Raw genomic sequence first — 13,601 nt, forward strand, 5'->3', positions numbered from 1 at the left:
GACGCCGCGGTAGCCAGTCACTCGACGCTCTCGGCCGGGCCGTCGCGCACCGAGATGCCCTTCGAGGAGAGATGTTGGACCTGCCGCTGGGCGAAGTCCTCCTCGGTGGTTCCGCGGGTCGCCAGCACGTACATCATCGCCGTGCCTTCGGGCCGCATCGTCCGCCCGGCGCGCTGGGCACCCTGTCGCCGTGAGCCGCCGAGTCCGGAGGCGACGATGGCGAGTTCCGCGTCGGGTAGGTCGATACCTTCGTCGCCGACTCTGGAGATGACGAGGACACGACGCTGGCCGCTTCGGAACTCCGAGAGGAGTCGTCGGCGCTCGCCGTGGCGCATCTCACCGGAGATGAACGGCGCGTCGAGCGCCTCGGCGAGTTGCTCGCCGTGGTCGAGATACTCGACGAACACGAGCGCCTTCTTCTCGGGATGTTTGTCGAGCAGGTGGCGGGTCTCCTGCACCTTCGCCGGGTTCATCGCGGCGAGTTGCCGGCGTTCGTGGCCCGCCTCGGCGCTGGCGTGTTCGTTCTGCGCGTCGTCGTCGGCCCACGGCACGTAGTGGATGAACACCTCCGGTTCCTGTACGTAGCCCGCCTCGAACAGCGCGTCCCAGTCCGTACCGATGGGCGTGCCGATGAGCGTGAAGATGTCCTCTTCCTTGTCGTCCTCGCGGACCGGCGTCGCGGTGAGACCGAGTCGGTGTTTGGACTGGAGGTCGGCAGAGCGTCGGAACACGCGACTGGGCACGTGATGGACCTCGTCGTAGACGATGAGCCCCCATCGCCGCGAGTCGAACAACTGTCGGTGGCGGTCCATTCCGGCGGTCTGGTAGGTCGCGATGGTGACCGGCCGGACTTCCTTCTCGCCGCCGTGATACTCGCCGATTTGGTCGGGTGTGAGCGACGTGTGGGCCAGCAACGCCTCGCGCCACTGGCTGGCGAGTTCGCGCGAAGGGACGAGAATCAGCGTCTCGCCCTCTACTGCGGCCATCGTCCCCATCGCGGCGACCGTCTTCCCGCTCCCCGGTGGGCCGACCATGATGCCGGATTTCTGCTCGGTGAAGCGGTCGACCCACGCCTGCTGGTAGTCCCGCAGGTTCAGGTGCAACTCGATGGGCAACTCGTCGCCCGTATCGAGGTCGCGCTCGTCTCTGACCGGATAGCCGGCCTCGTAGAGGATGCGTTTCACCTCGGCGATCTTCTCGTCGGCCACCCACGAAGTCAGGTCGTCGATGGGTGCCCGGAGGTGGGTGTCGTCGAGTTTCTGCCGAGCGACGTTGCCCATCAGGTTCTCGTTCGCGGCCGAAAGCACCGTGTAGCCGTCCTCGTGCGTGCTGAGGACGAACTGGTTCGCGCGCTTCCACTGGTCTTCCAGCCACTCCTCGAACCCGGGCGAGCGTTCAGGGATGACCTGTCGCACCGTCCGCAACAGTTTCTCGTACTCGTCGTAGGGGGCTTGCCAGACGTCTTCACGGCGAATCTTGTACAGGTAGCCACCTTTGCGGGTCGCGTCCACGAGGTGGGCGAACTGCGACACCTGCGCCCGGGTGAACTGCGTCGGCTGGTCGACGACGAGTTGGCGACGCTTCGGGAAGAAGACGATGCGCTCGCGGTCGACCATCTCGGCCCAATCCACGGCGTACCACACCGTCGGGTCGTTGTCGACGCTCGCGTGGTGTACGTCGCCGCGCTGTTCGAGGTGTTCGAGGGCCTGCAGGGCGCGCTCCTGTGTCGTCTCCAGTTTCCGGGCGAGTTGGCTGGCCGTGATGACGGGCCGGCCGTGGGCTTCGAGCGCGTCGTAAAATCGGTTCACCGGGATGTCGTCATCGCCGTCATCTCCGTCGCCGTCGTTGGCGACGCCCGCCTCGGACGGGGTAGGCTCGCTCCCGTCGGTCGGCTCGGCCGGTACTGCGTCGTCGGGCGTCGGCTGGTCCGCCTCGTCGTCGGTCACTGTGTGCCCGTACTGGCGGCAGGTAGAAACTGGTTTCGTCGTCGGTCAGCCGTGCGAACACCCGCGACCACGGCATCTTTCCCCGCCGCCGCCCTACTACCGACTATGACCGACGGCGCACCCGAAGGCGAGTCCAAGCGGACCGTCCCGCAGACCGACGAAGAGTGGCGTGAACGCCTCGACGACGAGTCCTACAACGTCCTCCGGCAGCAGGGGACCGAGGCGCGTTTCTCCGGCGAGTACGTCGACCACTTCGAAGACGGATCGTACCGCTGCAAGGGCTGTGGCGAAGTGCTGTTCGACTCGGAGACGAAGTTCGACCACGGCTGTGGCTGGCCCTCGTTCTACGCTGCGGAGGAGAGCAACATCGAGAAGCGAGAAGACCACAGCCACGGCATGCACCGCATCGAAGTCGTCTGTTCGAACTGTGAGAGCCACCTCGGCCACGTCTTCGACGATGGGCCGGCACCGACCGGGAAACGGTTCTGTATCAACTCGGTCGCTATCGAGTTCGACGAAGAGTAAGCCGCCCGTATCGCAGCGACGCTACTTTTCGGCCGAGATAATGACTTCGTGGGACTCCATCTCGTTCTTCCCGGAGAACATCTCTTTCGGCGGGCGGTCGCTGTGGGATTCGCGGAAGTCCTCGCTCTGGGTCCACGCCTCGAAGGCGTCTTCAGACTCCCAGTACGTGAGGACGACGTAGTGGTCGGCGTCGACGGGACGAAGGACTTCGAGGCGAACGAACCCCTCGCGCTGGTCGACCGTCTTCGCTCGTTTCTCGAAGCGTTCTTCGAAGGCGTCTTCGTGTCCTTGCGCGACCGGGATTCGGTTTGCGACGACGAACAGATCTCGTTCGTCACGGGGACGAAGCATCAAAATGTCGGGGGAAACTCACTCAGTCCGCGCCATGGGGCGGAACGTAGCCGCAGGTCGAACAGCGGTCGAGATACAGTCTGTGGTCGCTACAGTGGCACTCCGGACACGAGCCGAGACTCATACAGAGGTAGCCGCCGTCTGAGAGTATAACTCTTCTCCCGGGTTTGATACTTTTTCACACGTGCCACGACAGTGTGCAGCAGCGGTCGGCGTGACCCGGTCGACTGCCGTCGTCGTCACAGCCAGTGCGCGACTTCGATGGTCTGGCCAGTGGCGGCTGCGGCACGGTCTATCCAGTGCTGGGCGCGCTGTTCGGGGACGTTCGTCGCGTCGGCGACCATCGCTGGGGAGGCGTCGGCGAGCGCGGCGAGCGAGACGATGCCTGCGTCGTACAGCCGGGTGGCGTAAGTCGGCCCGAGGCCGTGAATCTGGGTTAGTGCCGAGATGGCTCTTGCACGTCTGGTCGCACCCGCTGTCGCGTCATTCGTATCGCTGCCAGACGGCTCGCCAATGGCCGCCGCACGCTCGTCTGTTGTGTCCTCACCCTCGCCTGCCGTGCTCTCACGCTCACTCGCTGTCGGACCGTCGTCTGTCGTGTCGGCGTCTTTCGTTTCGCCGCCTGTCGCGTCGGCGTCTCTCGTCGCCGCTTGCTCGTCGGCTTCCGGTCTTGGCGCCGCCGTCGGCCGGTCGAGGGTCGCTGCGACGTCGTCCGGCAAGACGAACTGCAAGTCCTCGTACGGAATGAACCCGACGACGTGCTTGCGCTTCTCGTCCTCGGTGAGGACGACGCCGGTGTCTATCGCTTTGAAGTTGGCACAGGGTACCGACACGCCGCTCTTGGTGATCGCTTGCATCGTAGTTTTCCCCCTCGTGGCACTCTAGAGGGGGTGACGGCGCATGAAGCCCGCGTCACGGCCGGGAGCTATTTGTCAAATGAGTACCTATACGTCTCGATGTTCTCCTCACTCCGATTCACCCAGTCCCCCGTCCAGTTAGCGACCGAGGCCACGTCTGATACCGGGACGAAGCCACCGGCCGACCAGGCCACCGCAGAGGTGGAACTGTGAGTGTCGGCCGAACGGCCGTGGTCCTCGTGCTGGTCCTCTCACTCTCGGGCGTCGTCGTCGCCGAACACGCGCTCGTCTCCGCACACCGAACCGTCCTCGACCCGGCGTTCGTCACCGAATCGTTCGACGAGACCGACGCCTACGAGACGTCGACCGACTTCGCCCTGGCCGGCCTCACCGGCGAGGACCGTCAGAACGGGAGCAATGGGAGCAACGAAAACTCGTCAAACTTCGTCGCCGAGGCGGCCACTGATGCGGTGCTCGACCCGCACTACGTCCAGTCACAGGTCGAACCGAACGTCGGGTCGCTGTATCGGTACCTCCACGGTGACGGCGACCTCGACCTGCGAATCGACACCAGACCGGTCAAGTCCACGTTCGTCTCGAACGTCGAAACCGCGGTCGCCACCCGGTCACCGGGTGAACTCGCTACCGACCTCGACCTCAACGCGAGTCTCGCCGAAGCCGGTATTCCCATCGACGCGGCCACGCTCGTCCGACTGGAACGTTCCGCGGCCGACTACGACGCAGTCCGCTCCGAGGTCCGCGCCGCAGTCGAAGCAGAAGTGGTCGCGAGCCAGCGTGACGCCGGTGTCGAACCAGACCCCGACCGGACGGCGGAACTGACCGACGCGGCACTCGCCCGACTCAACGACGAGGGACACGCCGCCATCGCGCTTCCCAAAGAACTGACTGACACCTTCGGCGAGGAGGGGACCGCAGCCGCCGAGGCACTGGGTCACACCTACGTCGACGCCCTGACGGGTGACCAGTCGTTCGAGACGTTCACCGACCGCGTCGCCGGGTCGCAGTCTGCACTCGCCGTCAGCGTCGGGGCGTCCTTCGCGGCGAAACTCGACGAGGAAGTCGCCGACGAACTCGTGCTCTCGGACGAACTCGACCCCGAGGCTGCCTCGGCACTCGCCGGTGCTCGGACGGTCGTCGGCGTCCTCGACGCACTCGTCCTCGCGCTGCCAGTCCTCGCTGTCTGTCTCCTCGGTGGTGTCTGGTGGCTCACCCGGTCGTCGGCAGCCGTCCTCGTCGGTGCGGGCGTCCCGGCGGCCATCGTCGGCGGTGGCTCGTTCCTCGCGGGGAGCCAGGTCGGTGCCACGCTCCGGGGGATGGCGACCGGTGGCGACGTGCCGGCCGAACTCGTCGAGCTCGCACTCGCGCTGGCCGACCGGACGCTCGCCGTCTTCCTCGGCCAGTCGCTCACACTCGCAGCCGTCGGTGTGGTCTGTGTTTGTGCTGGTCTCGCCCTCCATCTCCGGGCGCGTGGCTCGGACGCACGGCCGGTCGACGACCCGACGGCGCGTGACCTCGCGTGAGTCGACAGACGCTGTTCTGGGACCGGCTGTCCCGGCCCCGATATCACACCGCATGACACTGACCCTCTCGCTTCCAATGAGTTATCCGTGTGGACCGCATATTCAACCTGTGAGTGAAGAAACCGGGCGTCGGAACCTCCGAATGCCCAACAACGACGAACTGTTCGCGGTCGTCACCGAGCACCTCGGTGGCAACCACGTCCGTCTCCGGTGTGCAGACGGCAAGGAGCGGCTGGGGCGAATCCCTGGCCGTATGAAGTACCGTGTCTGGATCGAGGAGAACGACGTTGTACTCGCCGAACCGTGGGACTGGCAGGACGAAAAGGCCAACGTCGAGTGGCGCTACACCAGCGAAGACGCGGACCAGCTCCGGCGCGAAGGCCACATCGACTAATTACCGCTTTGCGGGCCGTGTCGCGAGTGGCGTGCTCGGGACCGGGCGGACTATGACGATACACGATTCTTGCGACCACTCTCGTTTTCCAGAGCGACGACGCTGAGCCACATCCTCGCGGTCGTCGCCGCCGTACTCGCTGATTCCACTGATATCGAAAGCGAGAGCGCCCCCCACACCAAGCACAGGCATTGGCAGGCAAGCCACAGAACCCGACCGAACCCCATCTCGTACCTACGGGTCATCAGCGCCCGAACCCACCATGCATACAGGAATCGAGTTGGAGCTCTGGGTCGTCGACGACCAAGGCCAACTCTGTGACGGGCACGGCATCACCGACGCCTACGAGTGGTTCGAACCGGAGTTCGTCGCCCCACTCGTCGAGGTACAGACCGCGCCGCACACGCACGAAGCACCCCTGCGCAGGGACCTGACACAGACCCTCTGGCGGGCCATCGACGAAGCCGCGGCTGCGAACAAACACCTCGTCCCGCTCGGGACGCCGCTCACCCCGACCGACCGGCCAGCGGCGAGCGAGCGCGGAGAGCTGTTCGAGACCATCTACGGTGAGGGCGTCCAGAGCGCGAAGAACTGTGCCGGGACGCACCTGCACTTCGAGAAGGGGAACGTCACGCGACAGCTGAACCTCTTGACCGCGCTCGACCCGGCGCTGGCGCTGGTGAACTCCTCACCGTACTACTGCGGAAGTAGCGGCCAGCGTTCCTCACGAGCGCTCGCGTACCGGCAGAAGTGTGGTGCGGACTTCGAGGAGTTCTGTGACCTCTGGGGCTATGTCGACAGCGTCGACGAGTGGACGGCCCGGGTTCAGCGAGCCTATCAGACGTTCGAGTCGCTCGCGGCAGACCGCGGCGTCTCCACCGAGACGGTCGCCGAGTACTTCTGTCCGGAGGACACCGTGTTGAACCCGGTTCGCCTCCGCCACGAACAGCCGACAGTCGAGTGGCGTGCGCCAGACGCCGCTCTCCCCAGTCAGGTGCTCCGTCTCGCGAGCGACGTGGGCGACCTCGTCGCCCAGACCGACGAAAAACCGCTCGACGTGGGAACACCGGGAATCATGGCGTCGTCGATCGGCATCCCGACGTTCGAGACGCTCCGAGAACGTAGCGACGAGGCGATACGCGACGGTCTCGAATCGGGTGCAGTCCGCAACTACCTCACCGAGATGGGATTCGCCGTCGACGAGTACGACCCCATAGCCAGCCAGATGCACCGGCCCGACGAACTGACCGACGACGCCGCGTGCGAGATTCGACTGGCGTACGCGAAACGGCTCCGCGAGGACGTGGCGAACCTCGCCAAGGAGTTCGTCGACCCGGGACAACCTGCCGTGCCACGGTCTGAGACGCCGCCGTGACCCCGAGGTTGCACTCGAAAGCCGCGACAGTATCTCCGGCCACCGACTCGTATCGATACGGTCGCCGCGACGGCGACTCGGACCAATCATGACAGACGCCACCGGAGACCACCGACTGGAGCGCATCGAACAGGGCCTCGACGCACTGTTCGTCACCGACGTCGCGACAGAGATACTCGCAGCCGTCGACTTCGAGGCGATACTGGCCGACGAACCGGCGACCGACCTGGTCGACGTCGACCGTCTGGCGAACGCCATCGGACGACCGGTCGGTCGACTCGTCGTTCACCACGTGGTCGGCGGACGCGGCGCGGCTGGACTCGCGAAACGCACCGTCGGCACCGAAGTCGGCGGCCGAGTCGCCGCACGGACGATTCGTGTCGCCATCGACACCATCGACGTGGACGCGGCCACGGAGACGCTGCTCGAACTGGACGCGGAGACGCTCCCCGGCCAAGCGGTTCGAGACCGCGTCGAGGGGCGACTCGGCTACAGTATCGAAGAAAGCGACGTGTTCGAACTGGATTCGCCCGCGAGCGACGCGACTGCGGGCGATGAGACCGTCATCGACATCGAAGACCGCACTGACGACCGCGACGGAGCGGACGAGTAGGTCGCGAGCGCGACGGCTGGCGCGTTCGGTCCCGTCGCAGTTCAGGGAGGAGTACGTCGTCGTCACTCTGAACGAATGGATGCTGAAAGAATCGCAGTTACACAATGCCGCCTCCCGGCGACTGCGTGAACCGTTAGTTCGTGCGGACGACGTTCGTCGCGCGCGGGCCCTTGGGTGCGTCCTCGATCTCGAATTCGATCTCGGTACCTTCCGTCAGGTCCTGACCGCCGACATCCTCCATGTGGAAGAAAACGTCCTCGTCAGAATCGTCTGTCTCGATGAAACCGTAGCCGCCCGTGTCGTTGAAGAAGTCAACCTTACCGTTTACCATTGCAACTCAACCCAACAGAGAGACACGGATAAGGGTTGGCATTTGTATGTCCAAATGTGTATTTTGAGACCAAATATTTAGAATAAGGCTCGTATTTTGTATATTTGTACGCGCATACCGAGTTATCCGTGGGAACAGTGGTGGCCTCGACAGAACCAGCGGTACTCACGGTGGTCTCGCCAGTTCTCGGCAGGATTTACTGGTTCTCTGGCTGCTCACTCGGCTCGTCGAGGTCGCCGTGGACCAATCTCGGGAACACGAGCGTCACGAACCGGAGCACGACGACGAGTACCAGCGGCGCGAGGAAGACGCCGAACCAGCCGAACACCGCGGCCCCGAGCAGGTACGCGACCAGCATCACGGGCGGGCTGACCGTCTGCCCGGCGAGGTACGGCCTGACCCCGTACCGGATGACCACGTCGAGGCCGAACAGGCCACCGAGGAGGACCAGCACCGGGAACCAGAGCTGGTGCCAGTCGAGCAAGAGCGCTTGCACACCGGTGTAGATAGTCAGTGGCACGTAGACGATAGAGCGACCGATGAGCGGAATGAACGACCCGACACCGGTGAGCAGTCCCATCAGAAGCGGGAACGGGATGGCGACACCCGGCGGTGAAATCGCGTTCAGAAGCGAGTAGAACACCCACCCGAGAATCATGACGGCGAAGATGGTCAGCATCTGCCCGTAGTAGATGGTTTCGAGTTCTCTGTCGACGCTCGTCAGATAGTCGTCGGCCGTCGAGTCCCGCTCGACGAGGTTCTGGCGGACCCACTGCGAAATCGCGGCGTCTTTCCTGAGTAACAGTGAGACGATGACGAACAGGAGCGTGACGTAGAAGAACAGGTTCGTGAAGGTCGACGCGAGGCCAGCCGCGACATCGACGGCAGACGAGAACAGTTCGTCTCTGGGCTGGCTCTCGACGAACGTGGTCACTTTGTCGACGGCGTCCTGCATCGAACTGATGTCCGTGAGTGGGCCGAACTCGGCGACGAGTTCGTCGACCCAGTCGAAGTCGCCTCTGCTCAGTTCGAGTGCCTGCGACGCGAGGACGGCGACGAACACGGCGAGGATGATGACGAACGGTGCCATGATTGCCACGACGGTCAGCGTCGTGGCGAGGTCGACGCTGACGTGACGCTCGAACCGACGGCGAATCGGGCGGCCGAAGTAGTAGAGGAACAGCGCGAACGAGAGCAGGCCGAGGAACCGGTACGAGATGTACAGCAACAACCCGACGACCACGAGTCCGAACGCCCACCAGCCGAGGTGGATACGCCGAAGGAAAGACCCGTCCACGTTCCGGTCGGTATCACCTGGTGTGCCCGGGACAGTACTCATGGAGACACTAGCCGGGCGAACAGAATAAGCGGTGTTCCCGCAGTACTGGTGAATGTCGTCGGTACCAGCAACCGTCGACAGCAGTCGAAGACGACGACGGCCTACTCCCGCGAATCGAGCTCCTGATAGATGACGTTCCCACACGCCTTGCAGTGCGACGCATCCGGGTCGTGGTACGAGAGACCGCACTCGGAACAGGTGACGGCGACTTTGTCCGAGGTCCACTCGCGGACGATTCGGCTCGCCTGCCACGGAATGAGGACGATGCCAGAGATGATGGCCGCCGTCGTCACGACTCGACCCGTGCCAGTGACGGGAATGATGTCGCCGAAGCCGACGGTCGTCAGCGTCACCACGGTGAAGTAGAACGCGTCGCCGAAGTTCCCGACCGCTGGGTTCGCCGTGTGTTCGACGGCGTAAAAGAGGCCTGCCGAGACGAAGAAGATGGTCAGGACGGTCAACAGTAACTTCAGGACGCGTAACTCGTGCGCCGAGACGGAGCCGAAGAAGAACTCCTCGTCTCTGGTGAAGCGATAGAACCGCATGAACCTGACCACTCTGAGGACCCGCAGGAAGCCGATATCGATGGCGAGCAGCGACAGACCGGGCAGTGTCAGCACGGAGAGCGTCGGTAAGATGGCGAGCAGGTCCACCATCGTGTAGAAGTCGGTCGCTTCGGTGAGGCGGTCAGATGCGCCGTACAGCCGGAGGACGTACTCGACCAGGAACACGAACGCGACAACCGCCTCTATCCCCCACAGCAGGTCCCGAACCGCGGGCGAGACGGGGTAGGTTTCGAGGACGAAGACACCGACGAACACGAGATTCAGGCCGAGCAACGCGATGTCGATGACTTTTCCGAGGGCCGTCCGATGGTCGAGCAAGTAGAACTCGACAAGCTCACGTCTGGATGCACCCCGTTCGCGTGGGTCACCTGTTCCGTCACCTGTCGCCATACGCTCACACCGAACCGTGCGACCGACGTAGCCGTTGGGGTCTCCTCGGCAGCTGGAGTACGCTGCGCAGCAGGCGAATTACTGGGCTGTTCTCTCGATGGCCCCTCAGGAGGAGTCCACGTCGGTGAACTCGACGCGGAGTCTCCCTTCCGCACACTCCGTTGGGGTGACGGTCCAGCCGTTGGCCGACGCGAGCCGCGAGACAGTCTGCAGCCCGTCGACCGCCAGCACTCGCTCACGGACGGTGACGCCCTGCGTGGTCGCCGTGTCGTAGCCAGCACCGAGGGTCGACCCGTCGTCGGTGACGACGAAGCCTGCGTGGTCGGTGAGCGGTGCGACGTGGATGGTACTGCCGCCGTCGTCACGCTGGAGGATGGCCTCGAACAGGGAGGTGAGCAGTCGCTCGACCGAGTGCTGGAACCCTCGAACGACCAGTTTCTCGTCGGGGAGGACGAGTTCCGCGTTCGCCTGGTCCAGGTCCTCGAAGGCCGTCGCCGCTAGTTCGCCGATGTCCACGTCGTCTCGCTCGCTGGTGGCCACCGTCTGGACGAGTGTGACGACCTCGTCGAGGACCGCCGTCGCGTCGTCCAGTTGGTCACGGACGGTTTCGAGTTCGTCCACCTCGTGCGATTCGGCGGCCCGTTCAGTTCGTGCGAGCACGTCACGAAGCGACCGACCGAGGTCGTCAGAGAGGAGTTCGGCGAGGTCGTGTGCGACCACACGCCGCCGTTCGAGTTCCGTTTCGTACTCCAGTTCCAGGAATTCGTGTCCGAGCCAGTCCGCCAGCAGTTCCACCATCGAACACCGGTCCTCGGTGAGTTCCGTCGGAACCTCCGAGTCGTCTACGAAACAGACGACGCCCCACAGCACCTCGTCGACGTACACCGGCGCGCCGACGTAGGAGCCGACTGGGAGGGTGTCTGCAGGTCCGCTGTCGGGAGTCGGTACGTCCGACCCATACGTGGCGACCAGTTCTCCCGTGTCGACCACGTGCTTGCAGAACGTCTCTTCCAGCGGTGTGATGGTCCCGACAGGACGGTCCGCCACGGCCCCCACAGAGACGACGACCTCCTGAACCCCCGCCACCTCGTCGACCCGACAAAGTTGCGCAGTCGTCGCCTTCAGCGAATCGGCGAGTGTCGTCATGAGGTGTTCGATGCGGTCGTGTGGCGACAGTTCCGAATCGAGCATCGTCTCGTGGAACGCAGCGAGGAGGTCGTCGACAGCGGCACGGTCGGTCATGTCCTTGCTGACGCCGACGATGCCGATGAGCCGTCCTACGTCGTCGTAGTGCGGGTACTTTCCGCTCAAGAAGACGTGTTCGCGGCCGTCGATGACCACGTGTTCTTCCTGTGTCTTCGACTGTTCGTGCTCGAGGACCCACCGGTCGACCGGCAGCAGGTCACCGTCGATGTCGAACAGTTCGCTGTCGGTTCGGCCGACGACTTCGGTGGGCGACAGGTCGAAGAACGCGGCCCCCGCCTCGTTGATAAACTCGTAGCACCCGCTGGTGTCTTTGATGTAGATCGCGTCCTGCGTCCGTTCCGCGATGGCCTGTAGCTGCCACGTCTGTCGGCGCTGTTCCGTCACGTCCTGCACGAACGAGAGGACGCTCACGGTCTCTCCGTGTTCGTCGAGAATCGGCCGGTTGTGCCACTCACAGTCTATCTCGGCCCCGCTCTTCGTCACGTTCCGGTTGATGATGTGCTCGGCCTGCGTCGCTTCTGTGAGCCGGTCCCAGACCGCGTCGACGGCTTCCCGGGACGACTCCGGCACGATGAACCCGGCGTGACGACCGATGGCCTCCGCCTCGCTGTAGCCGAACAGTTCGCTGGCGGCCTCGTTCCAGCGAGCGACCTCGAAGTCGAGTGTCCACTCGATGACGGCCATCGGCGACTGGTCGAAGAGGAACCCCAACCGCTGATTCGTCCGCTCCAGCACCTCTTCCCGGTGTCGCTGGTCGCGGTTGTTCAGCGCGATGACGGTCTGGTCGGCGAGTTCTCCGGCGAAGCGAATCTCGTCTTCGTCCCACTCCCGCGGGTCACCGCCGTCCTCGTTGCAGATGACACCGACGACCTCGCCACCTCGACGAACCGTCGCGTCTAGCATCGACGTGATGCCCAGGGGTTCGAGGTACGACTCGCGGAGTTCGGTCGTGCGCGGGTCGGTCGTGGCTTTGGCTGCAGGAATCGCCCGATGGGTCTCCAACGCTTCGAAGTAACTCGGATAGTTCTCCGGTGCGAGTCGCGTCCCCGCCTCGTGGCTCTTCGAACGCCGGTCGTACAGGTCGAGACACTGGAGCGCCTCGTCTTCGAACAGCCAGATAGACGACCGGTCCACGTCGAGGGTGGCTGCGCCCGTCTCGGTGATTCTTCGCGCCGCCTCCGTCAGTCGACCCGCTGCGATAGCGTCGTCCCGAGCGAGTTCGATGATGGCCTCGCGCTGTCGCTCCTGCCGGCGTTCCTGCAGGTACCGCTCGGTGATGTCGCGGAAGACGAGGACGACCCCCACGATGGCATCCGTGTCGTCGGTGATGGGTGCAGCAGTCGCTTCGACGTACCGTTCCGTCCCATCGGGTGCGCGGAGAGTCGTATCCTCGGTGAATTCGACCGCCGATTCACTCGCCAGTACGGTCCCCACGGGACAGTCGAGCGAGGCCCCAGTGCGGGCATCCTCGATGTGGAACACTGTTTCGAGCGGTTCGCCGACGGCAGCCTCCCGGTCCCACCCGGTCAACCCCTCCGCAACGACGTTCAACCACTCGACCTCCCCATCCGGGTTGGTCGCGATGACCCCATCCGCGAGCGAATCCAGCGTGATTCGCAGGTCTTTCTCGCGCTGTTTCAGCGCCGAGCGCGTCCAGTGGTGGTGTGACTCCTGCTCGATGGTCTGTGCGAGCAACCCGTACTGCGCAGTCGGGTCACCACCTTTCTGCAGGTAGCGGTTCGCCCCCAGATTTAGCGCCTCCATCGCCACCTCCTCGCGCCCTTTGCCGGTGAAGATGATGAACGGCAAATCCTCTTCGTACTCCTCTCTGAGTCGTTTCAGAAACTCCAGTCCGTCCATCCGCGGCATCTGGTAGTCAGAGACCACTACGTCGAACGACTCCTCGGCGATTCGGTCGAGCGCGTCGATTGCCGAATCCGTCGTCTCCACCGAGAGGTCGTCGAATCGCCCCTCCAGATACTGCTTCGTGGCATCGAGGAGCGACCGGTCATCGTCGACGTAGAGAACTCGTATCCCTCGTCGCGGTTCAGTCTCCATCCCCACCATTCGTGCGTAGAGGTAGGGCGCGATAGGAGATAGCGGACACGTTCGAGTGACGACTGCGGCGAATTACACGATTCTGAGAGCGTTCAGTTTTGATGAGCCG

The 13,601-nt window shown here is 64.1% G+C and carries 12 protein-coding genes; 5 read left to right on the top strand and 7 right to left on the bottom strand.

The genetic code is table 11. The features are described from left to right. Positions 1-17: 17 nt before the first annotated feature. Positions 18-1,946 (bottom strand): DEAD/DEAH box helicase, encoded by a 1,929-nt coding sequence (locus tag ACSC1P_RS03815; protein WP_435358804.1) that lies wholly within the window; start codon positions 1,944-1,946, stop codon positions 18-20. Positions 1,947-2,051: 105 nt separating this feature from the next. Here ACSC1P_RS03815 and msrB point away from each other — a divergent pair, with 105 nt between their 5' ends. Continuing rightward, positions 2,052-2,471, top strand: a complete 420-nt coding sequence (msrB, locus tag ACSC1P_RS03820; RefSeq protein ID WP_435358805.1) for a peptide-methionine (R)-S-oxide reductase MsrB — start codon at positions 2,052-2,054, stop codon at positions 2,469-2,471. A 21-nt stretch (positions 2,472-2,492) separates the two neighbouring features. Here the strand turns inward: msrB and ACSC1P_RS03825 are convergent, their stop codons facing one another. Both ACSC1P_RS03825 and ACSC1P_RS03830 read right to left on the bottom strand, forming a co-directional pair. Next, complete coding sequence (locus tag ACSC1P_RS03825; protein ID WP_435358806.1) at positions 2,493-2,822, bottom strand: antibiotic biosynthesis monooxygenase family protein; 330 nt, start codon at positions 2,820-2,822, stop codon at positions 2,493-2,495. Between the two features lie 239 nt (positions 2,823-3,061). After that, positions 3,062-3,679 (bottom strand): helix-hairpin-helix domain-containing protein, encoded by a 618-nt coding sequence (locus ACSC1P_RS03830; RefSeq protein ID WP_435358807.1) that lies wholly within the window; start codon positions 3,677-3,679, stop codon positions 3,062-3,064. Between the two features lie 209 nt (positions 3,680-3,888). On the opposite strand from ACSC1P_RS03830, the gene ACSC1P_RS03835 reads away from it, so the two are divergent. The 4 genes from ACSC1P_RS03835 to ACSC1P_RS03850 all read left to right on the top strand — a co-directional run bounded on the left by ACSC1P_RS03835 (position 3,889) and on the right by ACSC1P_RS03850 (position 7,602). Further along, positions 3,889-5,220: a hypothetical protein gene (locus ACSC1P_RS03835; RefSeq protein ID WP_435358808.1), complete on the top strand. Its 1,332-nt coding sequence runs from the start codon at positions 3,889-3,891 to the stop codon at positions 5,218-5,220. A gap of 109 nt (positions 5,221-5,329) precedes the next feature. Beyond that, entirely contained in the window at positions 5,330-5,614 is a 285-nt protein-coding gene (gene eif1A / locus ACSC1P_RS03840) for a translation initiation factor eIF-1A (protein ID WP_435358809.1), read from the top strand. 262 nt (positions 5,615-5,876) lie between these two features. After that, entirely contained in the window at positions 5,877-6,989 is a 1,113-nt protein-coding gene (locus ACSC1P_RS03845) for a glutamate--cysteine ligase (RefSeq protein WP_435358810.1), read from the top strand. A gap of 88 nt (positions 6,990-7,077) precedes the next feature. Beyond that, entirely contained in the window at positions 7,078-7,602 is a 525-nt protein-coding gene (locus tag ACSC1P_RS03850; RefSeq protein WP_435358811.1) for a hypothetical protein, read from the top strand. Between the two features lie 133 nt (positions 7,603-7,735). On the opposite strand, the gene ACSC1P_RS03855 is transcribed toward ACSC1P_RS03850, so the two are convergent. From ACSC1P_RS03855 to ACSC1P_RS03870, 4 genes are all read right to left on the bottom strand, one after another. Further along, positions 7,736-7,933 (bottom strand): cold-shock protein, encoded by a 198-nt coding sequence (locus ACSC1P_RS03855; protein ID WP_435358812.1) that lies wholly within the window; start codon positions 7,931-7,933, stop codon positions 7,736-7,738. Positions 7,934-8,129: 196 nt separating this feature from the next. Next, entirely contained in the window at positions 8,130-9,272 is a 1,143-nt protein-coding gene (locus ACSC1P_RS03860; RefSeq protein ID WP_435358813.1) for an AI-2E family transporter, read from the bottom strand. A 101-nt stretch (positions 9,273-9,373) separates the two neighbouring features. Then, positions 9,374-10,228, bottom strand: a complete 855-nt coding sequence (locus ACSC1P_RS03865) for an ion transporter (protein ID WP_435358814.1) — start codon at positions 10,226-10,228, stop codon at positions 9,374-9,376. 105 nt (positions 10,229-10,333) lie between these two features. Beyond that, a complete protein-coding gene (locus ACSC1P_RS03870) occupies positions 10,334-13,492 on the bottom strand; it encodes a PAS domain-containing protein (protein ID WP_435358815.1) in 3,159 nt (1,052 codons plus the stop codon). Positions 13,493-13,601 lie beyond the last annotated feature (109 nt).

This window comes from Haloarchaeobius caseinilyticus (genome assembly GCF_051207395.1).
Lineage (GTDB): Archaea > Halobacteriota > Halobacteria > Halobacteriales > Natrialbaceae > Haloarchaeobius.

Excerpts from the sequence above, each read along its gene's own strand:
- msrB (WP_435358805.1), top strand. The coding sequence starts at position 2,052 with ATGACCGACGGCGCACCCGAAGGCGAGTCCAAGCGGACCGTCCCGCAG.
- ACSC1P_RS03825 (WP_435358806.1), bottom strand. The coding sequence starts at position 2,822 with ATGCTTCGTCCCCGTGACGAACGAGATCTGTTCGTCGTCGCAAACCGA.
- ACSC1P_RS03830 (WP_435358807.1), bottom strand. The coding sequence starts at position 3,679 with ATGCAAGCGATCACCAAGAGCGGCGTGTCGGTACCCTGTGCCAACTTC.
- ACSC1P_RS03845 (WP_435358810.1), top strand. The coding sequence starts at position 5,877 with ATGCATACAGGAATCGAGTTGGAGCTCTGGGTCGTCGACGACCAAGGC.
- ACSC1P_RS03850 (WP_435358811.1), top strand. The coding sequence starts at position 7,078 with ATGACAGACGCCACCGGAGACCACCGACTGGAGCGCATCGAACAGGGC.
- ACSC1P_RS03855 (WP_435358812.1), bottom strand. The coding sequence starts at position 7,933 with ATGGTAAACGGTAAGGTTGACTTCTTCAACGACACGGGCGGCTACGGT.
- ACSC1P_RS03860 (WP_435358813.1), bottom strand. The coding sequence starts at position 9,272 with ATGAGTACTGTCCCGGGCACACCAGGTGATACCGACCGGAACGTGGAC.
- ACSC1P_RS03865 (WP_435358814.1), bottom strand. The coding sequence starts at position 10,228 with ATGGCGACAGGTGACGGAACAGGTGACCCACGCGAACGGGGTGCATCC.
- ACSC1P_RS03870 (WP_435358815.1), bottom strand. The coding sequence starts at position 13,492 with ATGGAGACTGAACCGCGACGAGGGATACGAGTTCTCTACGTCGACGAT.